The following is a 21,817-nucleotide window of genomic DNA, read 5'->3' as shown; positions in this document are numbered from 1 at the left end:
ATGGGTGTGGAACGCCGTCGCGAGCCGCCCGCCCGAACGAGAAAAGGCCCGCCCGAACGAGAAAAGGGGAGAGCGCTGCGGCGCTCTCCCCTTTCCATCGCTTCGGTCCGGCCGATCCTGTTCCGCCGTCAGTGCGGCGTGCCAGCCCAGACCCGGCGCTTCACGACGAAGAGCAGTCCGGCGAAGACGACGAGGAAGAGCATCACCACGAAGCCCGTCGCCTTGCGCTCGACGAGATGCGGCTCGGCGGCCCACATCATGAAGGCGGAGACGTCGCGGGAATACTGATCGACCGTCTGCGGCGCCCCGTCGGCATACTCCACCTGGTCGTCGCTGATCGGCGGCGGCATGGCGAGGGCCGGCCCAGAGATGAAGTAGGGATTGTAGTAGGTCCCCGGCTGCAGCGATTCCTCGATCTGCGGCGACGGCTGCTCGTCATAGCCGGTCAGGAGAGCGTGGATGTAGTCCGGCCCGGCCTCCTGATACTGGCTGAACAGGTCGAAGACGAAGGTCGGGAAGCCACGCTCCACCGCCCGCGCCTTGGCGAGGAGGGAAAAGTCCGGCGGCGCCGCGCCGTTGTTGGCGGCGGCGGCCGCCGCGCTGTTCGGGTAGGGCGACGGGAAATAGTCCGACGGGATGCCCGGACGCTCGAACATCTCGCCATCGCCGTTCGGGCCGTCCTGGACCGTGTATTCGGCCGCGAACGCCTTCACCTGGTCCTCGTTGTAGCCGAGATCCGCGAGGTTGCGGAAGGCGACGAGGCGCATGCCGTGGCAGGCCGCGCAGACTTCCTTATAGACCTTCAGGCCGCGCTGCAGCTGGCCGACGTCCCAGTGGCCGAACGGTCCGGCGAAGGACCAGTTCATCTGCTCGGGATGGCGCAGCGGATAATGCGGCGTCTCGGCATGGCCTTCCTCGGCCGCCTCGACGCTGGCATCGGTGCCGACGGCGGCCTCTTCGGCAGCCGTGTTCTCCGTCGGTCCCTGGCCGTCCTGGGCGAAAGCCAGCCCGATCGGAGCAAAGGCGAGGCCCGCGGCCAGCAGAGCTGGCAGGAGTTTCTTCATGGATCGTTCCCCCAACGCTCTTTCGGTCAGCCCTTGGTGTCCGGTGCGGCGGCCGCCCCGGCCGGCCTTCCGCCGCCGCCCCCGCCCGACTTGGCGAGGACCGCCTCGGTGATGGAGCCCGGCAACCGCTTCGGTGTCTCGACGAGACCGAGCACCGGCATAACGATCAGGAAGTGGCCGAAATAGTAGATCGTGCCGACCAGCGAAAGCCAGGTGTAAGGCGCTTCCGCAGGTTTGGAGCCGAGCCAGCCGAGCATGATGGCGTTCGCCACGAAGATCCAGAAGAAGATCTTGTACATCGGCCGGTAGGCGGTCGAGCGGATCCGCGAGGTGTCGAGCCACGGCAGGAAGAACAGGACGATGATCGAGCCGAACATCACGAGGACGCCGCCGAGCTTGGAATCGATCGGCCCGATGTTGAAGGTGATCGCCCGCAGCATCGCGTAGAACGGCAGGAAGTACCATTCCGGAACGATGTGCGCCGGCGTCTTCAGCGGGTTCGCCTCGATGTAGTTGTCCGGATGGCCGAGATAGTTCGGCATGTAGAACAGCATGTAGGCGAAGATCGCCAGGAAGACGACCATGGCGAAGCCGTCCTTGATCGTCGCGTGCGGCGTGAAGGGCACGGTGTCCTTCGACGACTTCACCTCGACGCCCGTCGGGTTGGTCTGGCCGGTCACATGCAGCGCCCAGACATGCAGGATGACCACGCCGGCAATCATGAACGGCAGGAGATAGTGCAGCGAGAAGAACCGGTTCAACGTCGCGTTGTCGACCGCGAAACCGCCGAGCAGAAGCTGCTGGATCGGATCGCCGATCAGCGGAAAGGCGGTGAAGAAGCCGGTGATGACCGTCGCGCCCCAGAAGGACATCTGGCCCCAGGGCAAGACGTAGCCCATGAACGCCGTCGCCATCATCAGAAGGAAGATGATCACGCCGAGGATCCACAGCACCTCGCGCGGCGCCTTGTAGGAGCCGTAATAGAGGCCACGGAAGATGTGGAGATAGACGGCGATGAAGAAGAACGAGGCGCCGTTGGCATGCATGTAGCGCAGCATCCAGCCCCAGTTGACGTCGCGCATGATCTTCTCGACCGAATCGAAGGCGATCGCCGAGTTGGCCGCGTAGTGCATGGCCAGCACGACGCCGGTCAGAATCTGCACGCCGAGGAACAGCGCCAGGATTCCGCCGAAGGTATAGGCGTAATTCAGGTTGCGCGGCACCGGATAGACGACGAAGGCATCATATGCCAGCCGGGGCAGCGGAAGCCGCGCGTCCAGCCATTGCATGAAGCCCTTGGAGGGTACGTAGGAAGAATGACCACTCATTTTGCTGTGCTGCCCCCCAGTCAGCCGATACGAATGACAGTGTCGCTGGTGAATTCGAATGGCGGGATCGCCATGTTCTCCGGCGCCGGGCCGAACCGGATGCGGCCGGCCGTGTCGTAGTGCGAGCCATGGCACGGGCAGAACCAGCCGCCGTAGTCGCCGGCCTGGCCGTTCGGAATGCAGCCGAGATGGGTGCAGACGCCGATCATCACGAGCCACTGTTCGCGGCCGGCCGGCAGGTCGGCGCCACCGCCCGGAGAGCCGGCGCCCATCACGCGGTTGATGTCGGTCGCCGGTGCGTCGGCCGGGAGATTGGCGTTGCGGGCGATCGGGTCCTTGAGATCCGACAATGCGACGCCCTTGGCCTCCTCGACCTCCTGCGCCGTGCGCTGGCGGATGAAGACCGGCTTGCCGCGCCATTTGGCGGTGATCGACTGGCCTTCGGCAACCTGGCTGACGTCGACCTCGATTTCGGCCAGGGCCAGCGTCGCGGCGTCCGGGTTCATCTGGTCGATGAACGGCCAGACGGCAGCCGCTGCCCCCACGGCCGCGACGGCACCCGTCGCGATGTAGAGAAAATCCCGGCGATTCGGTTCGGCGGTATCGTGGACGCTCACGGTCGCTAGCACTCCCTCGAGGACCAACCGGGTTCGCCGGGTGGTCCTTTGTCGACATCAACCTTGCTGCGATGCGGGGATGTCCGTCGGACGAACATTCTCGACGGCCCCCCACCGCGATGATTGGAGCGTTTCTATGCGCGAACCTTCCCCCTTGTCCAGTGCCGACCCGCAGCGCGGGGCAACGTGTCGCTGCACCGCTTCCCGGCGATTGCAGGTCCGGACGGGTGGGAAAAGGTCGTCGTTAACCGGCTCTGGCGAAATCGCGCCGAATTGAACGCGTTCATCTATCGCAGCGCAACCAAATCCTGGCCGGGTCATTTGCCCGGGAAGGAAGGACAAAGACATGACCATACTCATTCTGGAAGACGAACCGATCATTGCCGTGGATCTCGAGGCAATCGTCAGCGAGCACTTGCACGGCAGCGTCTTCGTTACCGGAACGCTGGCCGACGCGCTGGACTACGTGAAGAAGGCCGGCCACGACATCGACTTCGCGCTGCTCGATCTGCAACTCGGACGCGACGGATCGACCTCGATCCCCGTCGCCCGGCTGCTGATGGCCGCGAAGGTGCCGTTCTGCTTCGTCTCGGCGACGACCGAAGCGATTCCCGGCGATCTGCAGGACTGCCCGCAGGTGAACAAGCCGTTCCAGCCGGACGAGATCGAGGCCGTGCTGCCGCTTGCCGCCTGAACGAGCGTCGCGCATCCCGACATCGACATCTGTTGCGCAGGGTCATCATTGGACCACCGGCACGCCTCTCGCGCCGGCGGTCCAATGATGACGGCTGTTCGAACGCCGCTTGCGCCTCACTGCGTCAGGCGATCGTAGCGGCAGAGGTCGTTGAGGAAGCAGGTCTCGCATTTCGGCCGCCGCGCCACGCACACCGCCTTGCCGAATTGGATCAGCCAGAAATGCCCGTCGCGGAGCGCCCATGCAGGCGCCGCCACGGCCAACTGGCGCGCCGTCTCGTCGGCACCCCTGGCCGCCGTCAGGCCGATGCGGTTGGCCACCCGGTGGACATGGGTGTCGACGGCGATGACGTCTTCGTCGAAGGTGAAGCTGAGGACGATGTCGGCGCATTTGCGGCCGATCCCGGGAAGCGCCATCAGGCCTTCCCGGCTGCGTGGCACCGTCCCCGCCAGATCCTCGACGAGCGTGCGGCAGAGCCGCCGGATGTTCCGCGCCTTGGTGTTGTAGAGGCCGCAGGGCCTGATCGCGGTGGCAATTTCCGCCTCGGTCAGGCGCAGCATCGCTTCCGGCGTCGTCGCTAAGGCGAACAGGGCGGCGGTTGCCGCTGCGGTATTCGCGTCGCGGCTCTGGGCCGACAGAAGGCAGGAGACCAGCGAGCGGAACGGGTCCGGCTGGTCCTTGGGGCCTTTCGCCGTGGATGTGCGGCCGGGCATGTGACCCGCGAGGCGGCGGAAGACGGCGTCGATCTCGCCGGCACTGAGTGCGCCGGCGCCCGGGCCGGCCGCCGCTCCGCGTCCCGCCGCCCGTGCCGCCATCAGCGCTGCCGGGCCTGCCAGTCGGGATGGATCCAGGGCTTCAGCTGCGGCTCGGGCGTCAGCATGCCATCGCCGAGGATGTGGTCGGCGGCCTTCTCGCCCACCATGATCGACGGGCCGTTGAGATTGCCGTTGGTGATGCGCGGGAAGATCGAGGAATCCGCCACCCGCAGGTTCTCGACGCCGATCACCCGGCATTGCGGATCGACCACTGCCAGGGGATCGTCGGCCGCGCCGATTCGCGCCGTCCCGCAGGGGTGATAGGCGCTCTCGGCGTGCTCGGAGACGAACCGGTCGAGATCCTCGTCGCTGGTCGCATCGGCGCCCGGCTGGATCTCAGGCCCGCGATAGGGAGAAAAGGCCTCCTGCGCGTAGATCTCGCGGGTCAGGCGGATCGCCTTGCGGAACTCGGCCCAATCGTCCGGATGGGACATGTAGTTGAAGCGGATCGACGGCGCGGCGGTCGGATCGGAGCTCTTCAGGCGCAGCTCGCCCCGCGATTTCGAGCGCATCGGTCCGACATGGGACTGGTAGCCGTGGCCGGGCGCCGCCGCCTTGCCGTCATAGCGGATGGCGCCGGGCAGGAAGTGGTACTGGATGTCGGGATACTCGATGCCGGCGTCCGAGCGGATGAAGGCGGCGGCCTCGAAGTGATTGGTGGCGCCGTAGCCGGTGTGGAGCATCATCCATTCGAGGCCGACCCGCCCCTTGGTGAAGAGGCCGAGATAGCCGTTGAGGGTGATCTGCTGGATGCAGGTCTCCTGGATGTAGAGTTCCAGGTGATCCTGCAGGTTCCGGCCGACGCCGGAGCGCGGCGCGACGACGTCGATGCCGTGGCGGGAGAGTTCGGCCGGATCGCCGATGCCCGAATGCATGAGGAGCATCGGCGAGTTGATCGAGCCCGCCGCCAGCACCACCTCGCGCCGCGCCTTGATGAGGCCCGAAACGCGCCTGCCCGAGCCGACGACGACGCCGCTGGCGCGCCCCGTCCTGCGGTCGATCTCGACCCGCAGCGCGTGACCATGGACGAGCCGGCAGTTGTCGCGCTTCAGGGCATCGCGCAGATAGGCGTTGGCGGCCGACCAGCGGCGCCCCTGCCAGATCGTCTGCTGCATCGGGCCGAAGCCCTCCTGCTTCTCGGCGTTGTAGTCCTCGGTGACGGGATAGCCGGCCTGGCGCCCCGCCTCGATGAAGGCCTCATAGAGCGGGTTCTGCATGTCGCCGTTCTTGACGTGCAGCGGTCCGGAGGTGCCCCGCCAGGCCGGGTCGACGCCGCGCCCGGCGCCGCCATGGAAGTTTTCCATGCGCTTGAAATAGGGAAGCACGTCGGCATAGGCCCAGCCGGTCGCCCCACTCGCCGCCCAGTGCTCATAGTCGAGGGCGTGGCCGCGCACATAGACCATGCCGTTGATCGAGGAGGAACCGCCGATGACCCGGCCGCGCGGGGTGACGAGACGGCGGCCGGCCAGCGTCTTCTCCGGCTCGGCGACGAAGCCCCAGTCGTAGCGGCGCATGTTCATCGGAAACGACAGGGCGCCCGGCATCTGGATGAACGGGCCGGCGTCGGTGCCACCGGCCTCCAGCACCAGTACCTGATAGCGGCCGTCCTCGGACAGGCGGTTGGCCATGGCCGAGCCGGCCGAGCCGGATCCGACGATGACGTAGTCGGCTTCGTCGATGGTCTTCATGCGTCGAGCTCCGCGTCGATGAAGCGCCCGACCATTGCGGCGGCGCTGGAGGGATCGGGTTGCGTGAGGGGGGTGAGGGCCTGGCGCAGCCAGACGCCGTCGATCATCGCGCCGGCCCCGGCGGCGATGCGGGAAGCGCGGGGCTGGCCGACCAGCGGCTTCAGCGCCGAGACGAGATTGGTCTCGAGCCTTCGGAAATAGACCCGCAGGAGCCGCGCAGCTTCCCCTGAGCGGCGGGCATAGAGATAGAAGACCAGCCAGGCCGAGATCGACTCCTGGCTGAACTGGCTGGGGGCGAAACTCGCCGTGATCACCGCGGCGACCCGCTCGCGCGGGCTCTGCGCCTCGGTCAGCCGCCGCGTCACCTCGAGGCGGTAGCGGCGCAGGAGGGTGCGCATCGCCGCGATCAGCACGTCGTCCTTGGTGCCGAAGTAATGGTGGATGAGGGCCGGCGAGATGCCGGCGCGGGCGGCGATGCCGGCCACCGTCACGTCGAGCGAACCAGCTTCGTCGATCGCCGCGATGGCGGCGGCGACGACGGCTTCGCGGCGCGCCGCCTCGACGGAAGGGCGGCCGGGGATGCGGCGATCGGAACTGGACATGGGCCCCAAGATAGGGGGATTGATTGATCAGTCAATCAATTTCTGGCCGAAGCAACGGCACGGCGATGTTTGCCTGGGATTGAAAGCCGGCTATGGAGCCCGATGGCCCGCCCCGAGCCGAGCCGTCATCCCGCTTGAAGGTGTGCTCCTTGCCCCATTCGTCCACCGCATCGTCCGCCCGGCCCGGCCCGCTCCTCGCCCATCTCCTGATCGCGCTCGCCGTCGTCGCCGCGACGGCGGCCATCCTCTACGCCATGGGCCGCAACCCGATCTGCCCCTGCGGCGAGGTCAAGCTGTGGTGGGGCGCGGTGAACAGCGAGGAGAACTCGCAGCACCTGTCGGACTGGTATTCGGCCTCGCATCTGATCCACGGCTTCCTGTTCTTCGGCGCGACCTGGCTGGCGATGCGCCGCTTTAGCTTTGCGCCCCGGCTCATCCTGGCGCTCGTCGTCGAATGCGCCTGGGAGATCGCGGAGAACACCGATGCGGTGATCCAGCATTATCGCGAGACGACGATCTCGCTGGACTATGCCGGCGATTCGATCCTCAACTCGGTGTCCGACATCGGCTTCATGGCGCTCGGCTTCTTTCTGGCGAGCAGGCTGCCGGTGTGGCTGACCGTCCTGATCGCCATCGGGCTCGAGCTCTTCGTCGGCTTCATGATCCGCGACAACCTGACGCTCAACGTCCTGATGCTGCTCTGGCCGATCGAGGCCGTGAAGACCTGGCAGGGCGGCGCCTGAAGCCTGCCAGTGGAAGACGGCGGCTTCACGCCTTTCCGGCCGCGGCGGACGTTCCGGCATATTTGGGGATCTCGCCGCCGCGCAGCTTGGCCATGTAGGTCGTCATCTCCCGCTTCACGATCGGCATCAGGAAGTAGAGGCCGACGATGTTGAAGATGCCCATGGCAAAGAGCGAGGCGTCGGAGAAGTCGAGCACCGCGCCGAGGCTGACCGCGGCCCCCAGGACGACGAACAGGCAGAACAGCACCTTGTAGACCAACTCGGAGGCGTAGGTGTCGCCGAACAGGAAGCACCAGGCCTTCACGCCGTAATAGGACCAGGAAATCATCGTCGAGAAGGCGAAGAGCACGACCGCCACCGCCAGCACATAGGGGAACCAGCCGATCCGCGTGCCGAAGGCGGCCGAGGTCAGCTCGACGCCGGACAGGTTGTTGGCGGTGGCGATCTGCCCCGCCGCCTCGTCCCAGACATACAGCCCCGTCGCCGGGTCCTGCTGCAGGACGCCGGAGATGGTGATGACCAGCGCCGTCGCCGTGCAGATGATCACCGTGTCGATGAACGGCTCCAGCATCGAGACGAAGCCCTCGGTCACCGGGTGCTTGGTCTGCACCGCCGAATGGGCGATCGCCGCCGAACCGATGCCGGCTTCATTGGAAAACGTCGCCCGCCGCAGCCCCTGGATCAGCGCGCCGACCAGCCCGCCGGCGACGCCGAGCCCGGTGAAGGCGCCCTCGAAGATCTCCGCGAAGGCGGTGCCCAGCTGGTCGACATTGGCAAGGATGACGATCAGGGCGGCGCCGAGATAGAGGATGCCCATGAAGGGCACGAGCTTCTCCGTCACCCTTGCGATCGACTTGATGCCGCCGACGATGACGAGGAAGACAACCACCGCCATGACGAGGCCGGTGATCCAGCCGCGATCGGCAAGGAAGCTCGCCTCGCCGCCGGTGATCACCACAAGCTGCGCATGGGCCTGGTTGGCCTGGAACATGTTGCCGCCGCCCCAGGAGGCGAGGACGCAGCAGACCGCGAAGCAGACGGCGAGCACCTTGCCGAGGGTGGTGTGGCCGATCTCCGCCATGCCCTTCTTCAGGTAGTGCATCGGGCCGCCCGAGACGCGGCCGTCGTCATATTCGGTGCGGTACTTCACGCCGAGGGTGCATTCGGTGAATTTCGACGCCATGCCGAGGAGGCCCGACAGGATCATCCAGAAGGTCGCGCCCGGCCCGCCGATCGAGACCGCGACGGCGACGCCGGCGATGTTGCCGAGGCCGACCGTGCCGGAGACCGCCGTCGCCAGCGCCTGGAAATGCGTCACTTCGCCGGCCGCCTCTGGCGAGGTGTAGTGGCCGCGCACCAGCTGGATCGCATGGGGCACCATGCGGAACTGCACGAAGCCGAAATAGACGGTGAAGATCGCCGCCGCGGTGATCAGCCAGAGCACGATCCAGGGAAGGTCGGTGCCCGGGATCGCGGCGAAGATGAAGTCGACGAAGGGCTTGGTCACAGGCCCGACGATGCCGTCGACCATCGCGTCAATCGTCGCCGTGTTGCCGGCCGCGGCCTCCTCCTGCGCCCTGGCCGTGCCGACGCCAAGGGCCATGAAGACGAACGGGCTCAGGCAGCGGCTGACGAGGCGCATGGGCGGTATCCTCAGGAACACGGCGACCGCCACGCGGCCGTCCGGAGCGGGGCGGCGTCGCCCTGCGGTGTCACGGAACGATGACCGTCGGGATCGTCGCGGCCTGGGCGAGGCCCAGCGTGACGCTGCCGAAGATCTTGTTCTCGAGGCCCGACTTGCCGGTGCGTCCGACGAAGATCTGGCAGGCGCCCCGGTCGCGGGCGACCTCGAGAATGACGGCGGTGGGGGAGCCGAAGCGGATCTCGCCCTCGACCGTCAGCCCCGCCGCCTGCAGCTCGGCGACGATCGGATCGACCAGGGCGGTCTTCGCCCGCTCGAGCTCCTGGCGCCGGCGCATCCGGCGCTCGTCCAGTTCCTGGGGGGTGAGAAAGCTGTAAGGGGACCACTGCAGCACGTGGATCAGGCAGAGGGCCGCGCCGCTCGCTTCGGCGCGCCTGGCGGCATAGTCGACGACGGTCCGGTCGGTGCCGTCATAGGCGACGACGAAAGTCTCGCTGGCCATGTGCCACCTGTCACAATCGGGCCGAAGCCTCTGTCCCTCCATCAATTCTGGTTACGGTACCATCAATTTCGCAAATGGCAACACGACTGGGCAGGGCAGAGGAGTGCCGAAAAGACGGGCAGCGAGCGGCGCCGCGGGCCGTGCGGAAGGAACCGCCGACCGCGCGGCCTCCCGGAGACGGTTCTCGGTCCTTCCCCGGTGCAACGTCCCGGCTGGCCGCGCGAACAGCCTCTCCGGCTAGTCCGCTTCGGTCAGGAAGACCTGATGGTCGAGCAGGTAATGGGCGAAGAAGGGCAGGCTCGCCGAGCCGATCTCACGGGCGTCGATGCCCATCGTGCCGGCCCGGATCGCCACCGGCGAGAGCCCCTGGCGGTTGATCCGCGTGATGGCCGTCGCGGTGGCCTCGACCAGGCGGCTGCGCACGCCGGCGGGAAAGCGCCCGTCGATGACGGCGGATTCGAAATCGTAGATCGAGCAGGCCGAGACGATCGCATGGGCGAGACCGTAGGCCGCCGTCTCGAGCCAGCGGTCGAGCAGCGGGCCGAAGCTCTCCCACGACACCTCCCCGCGCCACAAAGCGAGCGGGTTGCCGCCTTCCGCCTCGTACATCTTCTCGAGGAGATGCAGCGAGGCGAAGTTGATCAGCTGGGCATGGCCGCCGTCCTCGCGCGGCACCGGCATCGAGCCGACCGCCCCGGCATTGCCGAGCCGGCCGGAGACGAGATCGCCGTTCATCACGATGCCGCCGCCGACGAAGGCGCCGACGAAGAAATAGACGAAGTCGGCCGAGCGGGTGGAGCCGAAGACGTTCTCGGCGGCGCAGGCCGCCGTCGCGTCGTTGGCGACGTTGACGGTGAGATCGGTCACGGAGGCGAGCGCCGCCGGCACGTCGAGGTCGCGCCATTCCTCCATCGTGCCGGCAGGCGCGCCGATCTCGTCGGCCCAGGACCAGAGTTCGTACGGCAGCGCCACGCCGAGACCGGTGACCCGGCCGGCGAGCTTCGCCGGCAGCAGCGCCCGGAGCTTGGGTTCGGCGACGGCGACGAAATCGAGCACCTGGCGCAGCCGCGGAACGCTGTAGGCGACCCGTTCGTGCCCTCTGATTCGCCCGATGAAGTCCATCAGAACGAGGTCGACCGACCGCCGGCCGATCTTCAGCCCGAGCGCGAAGGCGCCGTCGGGATTGAGCCGCATCGGGATCGACGGCTGGCCGACGCGGCCGCGCTGCGGCTGGTCCCGAAGCACCAGCTCCTCGGCCTCCAGCGCGCGCATGATCACCGAGGCGGTCTGCGGCGAAAGCCCGGTTCGCCGGGCGATCTCGGCCTTGGCGAGGCGGCCGTTGCGGCGAATCAGCGACAGCACGGCCCGCTTGTTGTGGGCCCTGAGGCCGGACTGGTTGGAGCCGCGCATGCGGCTTTCGGCAGCGTCTGCCCCACGCCCCGCCATGCCTGTCTCCGGTGTGTCCATCGCGATCCTCCCGGCGCCGCCCGGCGCCCTCGCCGCTCCGGCCATGTGGAACGGGGAGCGCGCAGGAATCGCCGAAGCAAGGCTATCATCGCATCGAAAGCACAACCACCCGTGGGCCGAGCTTACATGTCCGGATAAATAAATCCATCTGAATTATAATTGTTGACATCTGCCTGGCTCTGGTGTTCCCTGCCTGCCACCGATCGATTGGAGGTCGATCGTCCGACGCTGGAGCAATCTGGCGCCATCAACGGTTTCGGGAGGAAATCACGTGAACATCCGCACCCTGATTGCAGGTTCGATCCTGTCGTCCGCCTGCGCCTTCGCAGCGCCGGCCCTCGCCCAGAGCGGCGATATCAGCGCCTGCCTGATCACCAAGACTGACATCAACCCCTTCTTCGTCAAGATGAAAGAGGGCGCCAGCGCCGAGGCGGAGAAGCTCGGGATCAAGCTGTCGGCCTATGCCGGCAAGGTCGATGGCGACCATGAGAGCCAGGTCAACGCCGTCGAGACCTGCATCGCCGACGGCGCCAAGGGCATCCTGATCACCGCATCGGATACGGCGGCGATCACCGACGTGGTGAAGCGCGCCCGCGAGCGCGGCATCCTGGTGATCGCGCTGGATACCCCGCTCGACCCCGTCGATGCTGCCGATGCGACCTTCGCCACCGACAACTTCGAGGCCGGCCGCCTGATCGGCGCCTGGGCGAAGGCCAGCGTCGAAGATCCCGCCAACGCCAAGATCGCCATGCTCGATCTCAACGAGAGCCAGCCCACCGTCGGCGTCCTGCGCGACCAGGGCTTCCTCGAGGGCTTCGGCATCGACACCGGCGACAAGAAGCGCTGGGGCGACGAGACCGACCCGCGCGTCGTCGGCCACGAGGTCACCCAGGGCAACGAGGAAGGCGGCTTGCGGGCGATGGAGAACCTTCTCCTGAAGGATCCCGAGATCAACGTCGTCTACACGATCAACGAGCCGGCCGCGGCCGGCGCCTACGAGGCCCTGCAGTCGGCGGGCCGCGCCGGCGAGGTGCTGATCGTCTCGGTCGATGGCGGCTGCCCCGGCGTCAAGAACGTCCAGGAGGGCATCATCGGCGCGACCTCCCAGCAGTATCCGCTCGACATGGCCCGCCTCGGCATCCAGGCGATCGCCAAGTTCGCCGAGACCGGGGAGAAGCCGAAGGCCTCGGAAGGCCTCGACTTCACCAACACCGGCGTCAACCTCGTCACCGACAAGCCGGTCGACGGCGTCCCGTCGATCTCGGTCCAGGAAGGCCTCGACCGCTGCTGGGGCTGATCGCCCCGCAAGACTGAACCTTAAGTCGAGACGGCAGGTGCGCGGCGACGTTCCCGCGCGCCTGCCCGACCAGCGAAAGAGGCGAGGATGGTCAGCGAACAAACCGATCACGAGCATGTCGCCCGTGGGGCGGACACGAGCACGCCGGTCTTCGAGCGATCGAAGCGGTCCCTGCTCGGCCAGATCCAGCACCTGCTCCACAACAACCCGACCCTCGTGCCGGTGCTCATCCTCCTGGCATCGGTCGTGGTCTTCGCCATCGCCACCGACGGGCGGCTGATCAACGGCCTTGCCATCAAGATCACGCTCGAGCAGGTCTCGATCGTCGGGATTCTCGCCTGCGCCCAGACGCTGGTGATCCTGACGGCCGGCATCGACCTGTCGATCGGCGCGGTGATGGTGCTGAGCTACGTCGCCATGGGACATCTCGCCGTCACCTACGGGCTGCCGGCCCCGGTGGCGCTCATCGGCGGCTTCTTCGTCGGCATGGGCCTCGGCGGCATTTCCGGCCTTTTGGTGACGCGGGTGAAGCTGCCACCCTTCATCGTCACCCTCGGCATGTGGCAGATCGTGCTCGCCACCGTCTATCTCTATACCGGGTCGCAATCGATCCGCAGCCAGGACATCGATGCCGCCGCCCCGCTGCTCAAGCTGTTCGGCGAGCGGGTCTCGATCTTCGGCTGGCAGCCGACGATCCTCGGCGCGCCGATCATCTACGCCGTCGTCCTGATGATCGCGATCTTCGCCCTGTTCTCCTACATCATGCGGCAGACGGCGTGGGGCCGCCACGTCTACGCGGTGGGCGACGACAAGCAGGCGGCCGATCTGGCGGGCGTGCGATCCGACAAGGTGGTGTTCTCGGTCTATGTCGTCGCCGGCCTGATCGCCGCCGTCGCCGCCTGGGCCGCGATCGGCCGGGTCGGATCGATCTCGCCGTCCTCCTTCGCCGAGGCCAATCTCGATTCCATCGCCGCGGTGGTGATCGGCGGCACCTCGCTGTTCGGCGGCCGGGGAACGATCCTCGGCTCGCTCTTCGGCGCCCTCACCGTCGGCACCTTCGCGACCGGACTGAAGCTGGCCGGCGCCGACCCGCAATGGGTGCTGTTCGCCTCGGGCTGCCTGATCATCCTGGCGGTCGCCCTCGACCAATGGATCCGGAGGATATCGGCATGAGTGGCAGACAGCCCATTCTCTCAGGCCGCAACATCGTCAAGCACTACGGCCGCGTCACCGCCATCGATCATGCGGATTTCGACCTCTATCCGGGCGAGATCCTGGCGGTCATCGGCGACAACGGTGCCGGCAAGTCGACGCTGATCAAGACGCTGTCGGGCGCCGTGGTGCCCGACGAGGGCGAGATCCGGCTGAATGGCGAGGTGGTGCGCTTCACCTCGCCGATCGAGGCGAAGGAAGCCGGCATCGAGACCGTCTACCAGAACCTCGCGCTCTCCCCGGCGCTGTCGATCGGCGACAACATGTTCCTCGGCCGCGAGATCCGCAAGCCTGGCTTTGCCGGCAAGTATCTGAGGATGCTCGACCGCAAGGCGATGGAGCGGATCGCGCGGGAGAAGCTGTCGGATCTCGGCCTGATGACCATCCAGAACATCGGCCAGGCGGTGGAGACGCTGTCGGGCGGCCAGCGCCAGGGCGTCGCGGTGGCGCGGGCGGCGGCCTTCGGCTCGAAGGTGATCATCCTCGACGAGCCCACGGCGGCACTGGGGGTGAAGGAATCGCGCAAGGTGCTGGAACTCATCCAGGACGTCCGCTCGCGCGGCCTGCCGATCGTGCTGATCTCCCACAACATGCCGCATGTCTTCGAGATCGCCGACCGGATCCATGTCCACCGGCTCGGCAAGCGGCTCTGCGTCATCGATCCGAAGCTCGCCTCAATGAACGACGCCGTGGCGCTGATGACCGGCGCGAAGACGCCCGAGGCGTCGATGATGGCGGCCTGACACGCGGGCGGCGGAGTCGCCCGGCGGGCGTCTCCGATCGCTGGCGAATGGGCCGGGCAGTCAGGTCGGCGGCGTTTTCCCGATTTCGCCGCAGCGTGCAGATCCCGGCACCGTCGCGGTTTCGGCCCTGCCTCCAGACACGGCATCGCCGCGCGGAGAGCCCTGTGGGCTTCCCGTCGCGGGCGATGTCGTGATGGCGATGTCGGGATAGCGCAAAGCCGCGCGAAACAAATCGATCGCAGCGGGGATGCGGTCGTGAAGATCGCATCCCGCAGCTTGAGGCGTGACGCCTTGAACGGCCCGTCAGCGCGGGCCGACACTCGGGCCCGTCAGTGCAGGCTGACGGTCAGGAGCTCGTTCTGCGTGGCGCTGGCGAGAATGCTCGAGCGGTCGTCGGACACCGCCAGCGGCGTGCCGTCGGCGCCGAACAGGGCCCACAGCTTCAGGCCCGGCTGGATCGACTTGGCGGCCGGAAAGCGGGCCCGCATCTCGTCGGAGCTCATCTGGCGCATGTAGGCGATCTGGCCTTCGCCCAGCGACGCGAGGTCGAACGGGGCGGTATGGGTGGTCACAGGATCGTTCATGATCGTCTCCTTTGTGAAGGCAAACGCGAAACCCGGTCAATCGTTGACCGCGATCTCGATTCTCCTGACGATGCGTTCGGGTTCGGGCTTGGCCAGATCGATCAGCAAGAGGCCGTTCTTCAGCTCGGCGCCGATCACCCGCATGCCATCGGCAAGCAGAAAGCATTTCTGGAACTGCCGCGCGGCGATTCCGCGATGCAGGTATTCGCGCTCGCCCTCGTCGCTCTGGCGGCCCTTGATGAGAAGCTGGTTCTCCTCGACGGTCACCTCGAGGTCCTCCGGCAGGAAGCCGGCGACGGCGAGCGTTATGCGGATGAGACCGCCGGCGTCACAGCCATCCGTCCCACCGTCGCGGGCGCGGACACGCTCGATATTGTAGGGAGGGTAACCGTCACCGCCCTTGGCGATGCGCTCCAGCGTCTTCTCGACGCTGTCGAAGCCAAGCAGCAACGGGCTGGAAAAAGGCGTCATGCGACTCATCGGTGGAAAGCCCTTGATCAAGCGACTTCTCTGATCGGGGCCCGAAACCGGCGTCCCCGTCCGACCACTGATATGGCGTCGGGCGGGCGCCGCTTCAATGCTCCCACGTCAGTGGAGGCGCTTGAAGACATCCTGCGCTGAAATCGTTCTCAAGAGTTGAAGAGCCGGCAGGGGAGCCGACGGGACAGTTGAAGACCCGGCGGGAGGCTGCCTGCCGGCCGCAAGGCGATCCCGGCAGCCGCGACGCCGCCCGGCCCGGCAGAACGCACGCGGGCGCCCGCCCGATCGCACCGGTCGGGCGGGCCAGCAGAACGGTCGAGGCGCGATGCTGGCGCCTCTCGCCGCGATCACGAGGCCTCGGTCGAACCCGGCTTGAAGTTCATCGCGACGCCGTTGATGCAATGGCGCTTGCCGGTCGGCTTCGGCCCGTCGTTGAAGACGTGGCCGAGATGGCCGCCACAAGTCGCGCAATGGACTTCGGTGCGGGGATAGATCAGCTTGTAGTCCGTCGTCGTGCCCACCGCCGTCGCCGAGACGGGCTCCCAGAAGCTCGGCCAGCCGGTGCCGGAATCGAACTTCGCCTTCGACGAATAGACCGGCGTGTCGCAGCCGGCGCAGACGTAGAGGCCGGACTTCTTGTTGTCGTTGAGCGCACTGGAGAAGGGCCGCTCCGTCGCCTCCTGGCGCAGCACGGCGAACTGGTCCGGCGTCAGCAGCTTCTTCCACTCGGCCTCGCTCCGGCTGACGGGAAACGCTCCTTCGGCCGCATCCGCGCCCTGTCGCAGGAAGGCCATGCCACCGATCGCGGCGACACCGGCAGCCAGTCCCGCCTTCAGAAAATTGCGTCTGATCATTGCCAGTCACTCCATCCTTGTAACGGGAGCCTTGTCCCGGGGCCTTATCCCGTCGAACCTTGCCCCGTGGGACCCAATCGTCTTGCGGCGCCGTGATCCAGCCGAACCACCATCTCGCCCGGGCTGCCGTCGCGCCGATTTCCGGAGCACCAGCCGATTCGTGCCGCTATGGGCGTGACTGCACCGGCCCTCCGGCGCCCCACTCCGAACGGCGACCACGCCCACCAGATGGTGTCTAGCGCTGGCGCCGTCAGCACGGGGAAGCCTCGCATATCCGTCACGACCCTCCCCGGTCACAAGACTGTTCGGGGGCGGAGTGGTGGTTGTTACACCCCTCCCCGCCCCCGGCAAATTCACGATGTCGCGCGTCCGACCGCCCTGCGAGCGCATGGCGGCCGGAGCGCCGCCTTTTACTTCTTCGGCATCAGCACCGTGTCGATGACGTGGACGACGCCGTTCGACTGCATGACATCGGCCTGGGTGACGGTGGCCGTGTTGCCGGAGGCGTCCATGACGACGATGCTCTCGCCCTCCATGCCGAGGGTGATCTCGCCGCCCTCGACGGTCTTGGCCGGATGCTTGCCGCCGTCATCCTCGATCATCTTCATGGCGGCTTCCGACGTCGCCTTGGCCGGGACCACATGATAGGTCAGGATCTTGGCGAGCTGGTCCTTGTTCTCCGGCTTCAGGAGATCGTCCACCGTGCCGGCGGGCAGCTTCGCGAAGGCTTCGTTGGTCGGGGCGAAAACGGTGAAGGGGCCCTCGCCGCCCAGCGTCTCGGCCAGGCCGGCGGCCTTCACGGCGGCGACCAGGGTGGTGAGGTTGCTGGCCTGCGAGGCGTTCTCGACGATCGTCTTCTGCGGATCCATCGCGGCCCCGCCGACCATCGGCATGTCACCGCTCGACATGGCAGCCTGCGCCAAGGCGGACGGCACGGCGGCAAGCGAGCCGGCGGCGAGGATCGAGGTGAGCGCCGCGGCGCGGATCATCATTTTCAGCATGTGAACAATCTCCCGGTTTGAAACATGGTTTCGAACCTCCGGTGCGGAGGATGTGGGAGATACGAGCCGGAAGCCTGTTCGGTTGCGTGACGTTACTTTCACGCATTCTTTATATCTCGACGGCGATAAAATATCTTCACGCCCAGTTCGGGAAATCGAAATCCTCTTGAATTTCTTGTGTCACGCCAAAGCCGTCAATTCACTGGATGAATTTGGACCTCGCGGGAAATTTCGAAGATTCACTGGAAATTCGATGATCAGCACCTTTATTGCCTGATCTATTCATGCGTCATCTTGTCGCCACCAGCTGCATGCATCCGGATCGGATGGCTGATCGTATCGTTCATTTCGGTCGATCGGCGCGGTGGCTCGGCAACGTCCGATGGTCTTCCCGATGACACCGACCCGCACTGCTTTCCCTTCGCCGCCCGCTCCCTTCGTCGCGAGGGGCCCGATCTGACCTCGCGGCTGGCGGATCAGTCGCCGGTGGAGCGGCGCATCGCCTTGATCTTCGAGCGGCCCTTCTTCTCCTTGATCCGGCGCTCCACCGCCCCCTTGGACGGCCGCGTCTTCTTGCGCGGCGGCGGCGGCGGCTTCAGTGCCTCGCGGACCAGCTCCGCCAGCCGTTCGCGCGCATCTTCCCGGTTGCGGTCCTGGCTGCGGAAGCGCGAGGCCTCGATCAGGACGTCGCCGTCCTTGGTTCCCCGCTGCCCGGCCAGCCGGGCGAGCCGGAGCTTCACCTCCGGGGACAGCACCTCGGACTGGCCGGCGAGGAAGCGCAGCTGAACGGCTGAGGAGACCTTGTTGACGTTCTGGCCGCCCGGCCCCGAGGCGCGGATGAACTGCTCCTCGAGTTCCGCCTCGGGCAGGACGACCGATCTCGTCACCCGCAAGTCCCGCGTCTCGGCCATCTCGTCCTTCCGTCCAACCGCTTTGATGCCGGCTCTCGCCGGTCCGAGCCGCCCGCGCCCGGCGAAACACCGTTCGGGCACCGCCATTCTATAGGACAAGCGCGCGCCGGCCCAGCCGCCGCGACGCAGGGATCGCGCGGCTTCGTGCCTTCAGGACGTGATCAGGGCTATCGGGGCGAGCGATCCGGCGATCCGCCCGATCTGGACCAACAACGATCCGAGGCCAAGCCGGAGCTGCTCGGGAGATGATTCGGCAGCAGGAGTTCGAAGGGATCGAACGCGGGCCGAGATCGCCGGGGTCCGAACGCACTTCGGCACCGGCGGCGGCTGCTTGACGCAGTGCCGGCCGGTGCCGTGCTCCCTCCCAGGAAGCGGTTGCTATTCGGCGGCCATCGGCAGGACGGGCGCGGCCTGCGCCACCGTCTCGTCCACATGGCCGGCGAATTTCTCGAAGTTCTTGGTGAACATCGCGACGAGCTTCTGCGCCTGGCGATCGTAGGCGGCGGGGTCGCTCCAGGTCGAGCGGGGATCGAGGATCGCCGCATCGACGCCCTCCACCGCGACCGGAACCTGGAAGCCGAAATTGCCGTCGGTGCGGAATTCGGCGTCGTTCAGGCTGCCGTCGAGGGCGGCGTTCAGAAGCGTGCGCGTCACCTTGATCGGCATGCGCCGGCCGGTGCCGTAGGCGCCGCCGGTCCAGCCGGTATTGACCAGCCAGCAGCTGGTGCCGTGGCGGGCGATCAGATCGCGCAGGAGGTTGCCGTATTCGGTCGGGTGGCGCGGCATGAAGGGCGCGCCGAAGCAGGTCGAGAAGGTCGCCTCCGGCTCGGTGACGCCGCGCTCGGTGCCGGCCACCTTGGCGGTGTAGCCGGACAGGAAGTGGTACATCGCCTCGGCCGGGGTGAGCCGGGCGATCGGCGGCATGACGCCGAAGGCGTCGGCCGTCAGCATGATGACGTTGCGGGGATGGGTGTCGCGCCCGGTCGCGGACGCGTTGGGAATGAAGTGCAGCGGATAGGCCGCGCGGGTGTTTTCGGTCAAAGAGCCGTCGTTGAAGTCCGGCATGCGCCGGTCGTCGAGGACGACGTTCTCGAGCACCGTGCCGAATCTGCGGGTGGTGGCGAAGATTTCCGGCTCGGCCTCCGCCGACAGGCGGATGGTCTTGGCGTAGCAGCCGCCCTCGAAATTGAAGATGCCGTTCTCGCCCCAGCCATGCTCGTCGTCGCCGATGAGCGTGCGGCTGTGGTCGGCCGAGAGCGTGGTCTTGCCGGTGCCGGACAGGCCGAAGAACACCGCCGCGTCGCCCTGCGGCCCGACATTGGCCGAACAGTGCATCGGCATGACGCCGCGCGCCGGCAGGCGGTAGTTGAGGGCGGTGAACACCGACTTCTTCATCTCGCCGGCATAGGCGGTGCCGCCGATGAGCACGATGTTGCGGGAAAGGTCGACCGCGATCACCGTCTCGGAGCGGCAGCCGTGGCGCTCGGGATCGGCCCGGAAGGACGGCAGGTCGATGATCGTCATTTCGGGCACGAAGCTCGACAGCGCGTCGGCCGAGGGGCGGATGAGCAGGTTGCGGATGAACAGCGAGTGCCAGGCATATTCGGTGACGACCCGCACGTTGATCGCATATTCGGGATCGGCGCCGCCGGTCAGGTCCTGGACGAAGAGATCGCGCCCCTTCGCCGCCGCCTTGAAGTCGTCGTAGAGGCGCTCGAAGGTCTCCGGCTCCATCGCGGCGTTGTTGTCCCACCACACGACGCCCTCGGTCATTTCGTCGCGCACGACGAACTTGTCCTTGGGAGAGCGGCCGGTGTGCTTGCCGGTGGTGGCGACGAGAGCGCCCTCGGCGGTGAGGCGCGCCTCACCACGGCGGATGGCGATCTCGACGAGCTCGGCCTCCGGCAGGTTCCAGCGGATGGAGGACAGCCCCTCGAGCCCCGTCGTTTCGATCCCGCTCTGCGGATTGCGCGTCCCGATCTGATCCACCACTTGCTTCCTCCAATACCCGGCCGAACCGCCGACGAACTTTGTGACAGATAGAGGACAGCGCAGTCGCAAGCAAGCAATCATCTCTAGAAAACTTATATATATCAGTAATTTAATCGATTTAGGCGAGCTTCGGCATGATCTAATCGTTTCGATGCTTGGATTCCGCCCGCTGCTTGCATGCGCCGGACACCGGGCGGCGGCATCACCAGCGGGAAGCCGGGCCGTCTCGACATTGTGGCGGCCCGGCGGGCGCCGGGGCCGGGGTGCCGGCGGCGATGCGGGGAACGGGCTGTATTCCGGCGATCTTCTGCTATACTCGCCCGCAGATCCTCCCTGCGGGCCGCCGCTCCCGGTGGCTCGGGGCGGGTGGCGGCGCCGCGGATACGAGACACGAGCCGGGACGACGGCTCTCGGCTTTCATCGTCTGAGGCGCCAGGACGGGGCCTGCGACGTTGCAAGATTTGCATTCCGCCACATTTTACGCGGATTGATGACAGCGAAGGGGCCCTTCCATGCGATGGCACGGCTCGGCGAGATCGGACCAAGAGGCACCCGCCTCCCGAACCCGCCGCATCCGCGTCACGCCTGATCCGGCGGCCGACACCGCTCGACACGCGCAGCGGCCCGCGGCCGGATCGAAGACTGGAGAGACATGACATGCCGACAATCGCCCTCGTGGATGACGACCGAAACATTCTGACGTCCGTCTCGATTGCACTGGAGAACGAGGGTTACCGGGTCGAAACCTATACCGATGGAGCCTCGGCCCTCGAAGGGCTCCAGTCGAGCCCCCCGCATCTGGCAATCTTCGACATCAAGATGCCGCGCATGGACGGCATGGAGCTGTTGCGACGGCTGCGCCAGAAATCCGACCTGCCGGTGATCTTCCTGACCTCCAAGGACGAGGAGATCGACGAGCTCTTCGGCCTGAAGATGGGCGCCGACGACTATATCCGCAAACCCTTCTCCCAGCGGCTGCTGGTGGAGCGGGTGCGGGCGATCCTCAGGCGGGGCGCGCCGCGCGAGGCCGGCGCCAAGCCGGGTGTCGCCGCCTCGCCGGAATCCTCGCTCGAGCGGGGCCTCCTGGTCATGGACCAGGAACGCCATACCTGCACCTGGAAGACCAAGCCGGTGACGCTGACGGTCACCGAGTTCCTCATCCTGCACGCTCTGGCGATGCGGCCCGGCGTGGTGAAGAGCCGCGATGCGCTGATGGATGCGGCCTATGACGAGCAGGTCTATGTCGACGACCGCACCATCGACAGCCACATCAAGCGACTGCGCAAGAAGTTCAAGGCGATCGACGACGATTTCGACATGATCGAAACCCTCTACGGGGTGGGCTATCGCTTCCGCGAGGCGTAGAGGACGGCCACCGCCCTCCCGCCGCCCTCGCCGCTCCCGCCAGGCGCGGCCTCGCGGCGCGGCCGGCGCCGCAGGGTTGGCCGCCGCGAGCTGCCCGGTGAAGCGCAGTCCCGTTCGCCGGGACGTTTGCCCAGACTAGAAGGTCCATGGTTTCGGTTTCCTCCAGCGACGACAGGCAGCACCAGGACGATGCCGCGGCAGACCGCCGTCGGCGCC

At 66.9% G+C, this 21,817-nt stretch carries 21 protein-coding genes; 6 read left to right on the top strand and 15 right to left on the bottom strand.

The window, feature by feature from the left end:
- Nucleotides 1-128 precede the first annotated feature (128 nt).
- The 3 genes from ATO4_RS11720 to petA are packed head-to-tail and all read right to left on the bottom strand — an operon-like array spanning nt 129 to nt 3,009.
- Nucleotides 129-1,064 (bottom strand): cytochrome c1, encoded by a 936-nt coding sequence (locus tag ATO4_RS11720; protein WP_083591697.1) that lies wholly within the window; start codon nt 1,062-1,064, stop codon nt 129-131.
- Nucleotides 1,065-1,090: 26 nt separating this feature from the next.
- The gene (locus ATO4_RS11715; RefSeq protein ID WP_083591696.1) at nt 1,091-2,392 is read right to left on the bottom strand and encodes a cytochrome b N-terminal domain-containing protein; all 1,302 of its coding nucleotides are present in this window, start codon (nt 2,390-2,392) and stop codon (nt 1,091-1,093) included.
- Nucleotides 2,393-2,412: 20 nt separating this feature from the next.
- Nucleotides 2,413-3,009, bottom strand: coding sequence for a ubiquinol-cytochrome c reductase iron-sulfur subunit (petA, locus tag ATO4_RS11710; RefSeq protein WP_083591765.1), 597 nt, complete (start codon nt 3,007-3,009; stop codon nt 2,413-2,415).
- 346 nt (nt 3,010-3,355) lie between these two features.
- Here petA and ATO4_RS11705 point away from each other — a divergent pair, with 346 nt between their 5' ends.
- A complete protein-coding gene (locus ATO4_RS11705; protein ID WP_083591695.1) occupies nt 3,356-3,703 on the top strand; it encodes a response regulator in 348 nt (115 codons plus the stop codon).
- Between the two features lie 116 nt (nt 3,704-3,819).
- Here the strand turns inward: ATO4_RS11705 and nth are convergent, their stop codons facing one another.
- Genes nth through betI form a run of 3 tightly spaced genes read right to left on the bottom strand, consistent with a single transcriptional unit; the run spans nt 3,820 to nt 6,808 of the window.
- On the bottom strand, nt 3,820-4,518 hold the full coding sequence (nth, locus tag ATO4_RS11700) for an endonuclease III (RefSeq protein WP_083591694.1): 699 nt from the start codon (nt 4,516-4,518) through the stop codon (nt 3,820-3,822).
- Nucleotides 4,518-6,206, bottom strand: coding sequence for a choline dehydrogenase (gene betA, locus ATO4_RS11695; RefSeq protein ID WP_083591693.1), 1,689 nt, complete (start codon nt 6,204-6,206; stop codon nt 4,518-4,520). The genes nth and betA overlap by 1 nt, the downstream gene beginning before the upstream one ends.
- Complete coding sequence (betI, locus tag ATO4_RS11690) at nt 6,203-6,808, bottom strand: transcriptional regulator BetI (protein ID WP_245308706.1); 606 nt, start codon at nt 6,806-6,808, stop codon at nt 6,203-6,205. The genes betA and betI overlap by 4 nt, the downstream gene beginning before the upstream one ends.
- Nucleotides 6,809-7,014: 206 nt before the next feature.
- On the opposite strand from betI, the gene ATO4_RS11685 reads away from it, so the two are divergent.
- Entirely contained in the window at nt 7,015-7,551 is a 537-nt protein-coding gene (locus ATO4_RS11685; protein WP_245308713.1) for a DUF2585 domain-containing protein, read from the top strand.
- A gap of 25 nt (nt 7,552-7,576) precedes the next feature.
- Here ATO4_RS11685 and ATO4_RS11680 read toward each other — a convergent pair whose 3' ends face one another.
- The 3 genes from ATO4_RS11680 to ATO4_RS11670 all read right to left on the bottom strand — a co-directional run bounded on the left by ATO4_RS11680 (nt 7,577) and on the right by ATO4_RS11670 (nt 11,162).
- Nucleotides 7,577-9,193, bottom strand: a complete 1,617-nt coding sequence (locus tag ATO4_RS11680) for an alanine/glycine:cation symporter family protein (RefSeq protein WP_245308705.1) — start codon at nt 9,191-9,193, stop codon at nt 7,577-7,579.
- A gap of 70 nt (nt 9,194-9,263) precedes the next feature.
- A complete protein-coding gene (locus ATO4_RS11675) occupies nt 9,264-9,695 on the bottom strand; it encodes a universal stress protein (protein ID WP_083591691.1) in 432 nt (143 codons plus the stop codon).
- Nucleotides 9,696-9,932: 237 nt separating this feature from the next.
- Nucleotides 9,933-11,162, bottom strand: a complete 1,230-nt coding sequence (locus tag ATO4_RS11670) for an ROK family transcriptional regulator (RefSeq protein ID WP_083591690.1) — start codon at nt 11,160-11,162, stop codon at nt 9,933-9,935.
- 277 nt (nt 11,163-11,439) lie between these two features.
- Here ATO4_RS11670 and ATO4_RS11665 point away from each other — a divergent pair, with 277 nt between their 5' ends.
- The 3 genes from ATO4_RS11665 to ATO4_RS11655 all read left to right on the top strand — a co-directional run bounded on the left by ATO4_RS11665 (nt 11,440) and on the right by ATO4_RS11655 (nt 14,414).
- The gene (locus ATO4_RS11665; RefSeq protein WP_083591762.1) at nt 11,440-12,459 is read left to right on the top strand and encodes a sugar ABC transporter substrate-binding protein; all 1,020 of its coding nucleotides are present in this window, start codon (nt 11,440-11,442) and stop codon (nt 12,457-12,459) included.
- 87 nt (nt 12,460-12,546) lie between these two features.
- A complete protein-coding gene (locus tag ATO4_RS11660) occupies nt 12,547-13,632 on the top strand; it encodes an ABC transporter permease (RefSeq protein ID WP_083591689.1) in 1,086 nt (361 codons plus the stop codon).
- On the top strand, nt 13,629-14,414 hold the full coding sequence (locus tag ATO4_RS11655) for an ATP-binding cassette domain-containing protein (RefSeq protein WP_083591688.1): 786 nt from the start codon (nt 13,629-13,631) through the stop codon (nt 14,412-14,414). Before ATO4_RS11660 ends, ATO4_RS11655 begins: the two co-directional genes overlap by 4 nt.
- 329 nt (nt 14,415-14,743) lie before the next feature.
- On the opposite strand, the gene ATO4_RS11650 is transcribed toward ATO4_RS11655, so the two are convergent.
- From ATO4_RS11650 to ATO4_RS11625, 6 genes are all read right to left on the bottom strand, one after another.
- Nucleotides 14,744-14,998 (bottom strand): DUF1150 domain-containing protein, encoded by a 255-nt coding sequence (locus ATO4_RS11650; protein WP_083591687.1) that lies wholly within the window; start codon nt 14,996-14,998, stop codon nt 14,744-14,746.
- Between the two features lie 36 nt (nt 14,999-15,034).
- Entirely contained in the window at nt 15,035-15,478 is a 444-nt protein-coding gene (locus ATO4_RS11645) for an Hsp20 family protein (protein ID WP_083591761.1), read from the bottom strand.
- A gap of 347 nt (nt 15,479-15,825) precedes the next feature.
- On the bottom strand, nt 15,826-16,332 hold the full coding sequence (msrB, locus tag ATO4_RS11640) for a peptide-methionine (R)-S-oxide reductase MsrB (protein WP_083591686.1): 507 nt from the start codon (nt 16,330-16,332) through the stop codon (nt 15,826-15,828).
- Nucleotides 16,333-16,742: 410 nt separating this feature from the next.
- Entirely contained in the window at nt 16,743-17,333 is a 591-nt protein-coding gene (locus ATO4_RS11635; protein WP_083591685.1) for a fasciclin domain-containing protein, read from the bottom strand.
- Nucleotides 17,334-17,809: 476 nt separating this feature from the next.
- Nucleotides 17,810-18,244 carry an alternative ribosome rescue aminoacyl-tRNA hydrolase ArfB gene (arfB, locus tag ATO4_RS11630; RefSeq protein ID WP_083591684.1) on the bottom strand — a complete coding sequence of 145 codons (435 nt, stop codon included), beginning with the start codon at nt 18,242-18,244 and terminating at the stop codon, nt 17,810-17,812.
- Between the two features lie 378 nt (nt 18,245-18,622).
- The gene (locus tag ATO4_RS11625; RefSeq protein WP_083591683.1) at nt 18,623-20,233 is read right to left on the bottom strand and encodes a phosphoenolpyruvate carboxykinase; all 1,611 of its coding nucleotides are present in this window, start codon (nt 20,231-20,233) and stop codon (nt 18,623-18,625) included.
- A gap of 660 nt (nt 20,234-20,893) precedes the next feature.
- Here ATO4_RS11625 and ATO4_RS11620 point away from each other — a divergent pair.
- Nucleotides 20,894-21,601: a response regulator transcription factor gene (locus ATO4_RS11620; RefSeq protein WP_083591682.1), complete on the top strand. Its 708-nt coding sequence runs from the start codon at nt 20,894-20,896 to the stop codon at nt 21,599-21,601.
- Nucleotides 21,602-21,817 lie beyond the last annotated feature (216 nt).

The organism is Aurantimonas sp. 22II-16-19i, from assembly GCF_002088275.1.
Classification (GTDB): domain Bacteria; phylum Pseudomonadota; class Alphaproteobacteria; order Rhizobiales; family Rhizobiaceae; genus Jiella.
The sequence above is the reverse complement of the archived record's forward strand: the minus strand, read 5'-3'. Positions and strand labels throughout refer to the sequence as shown.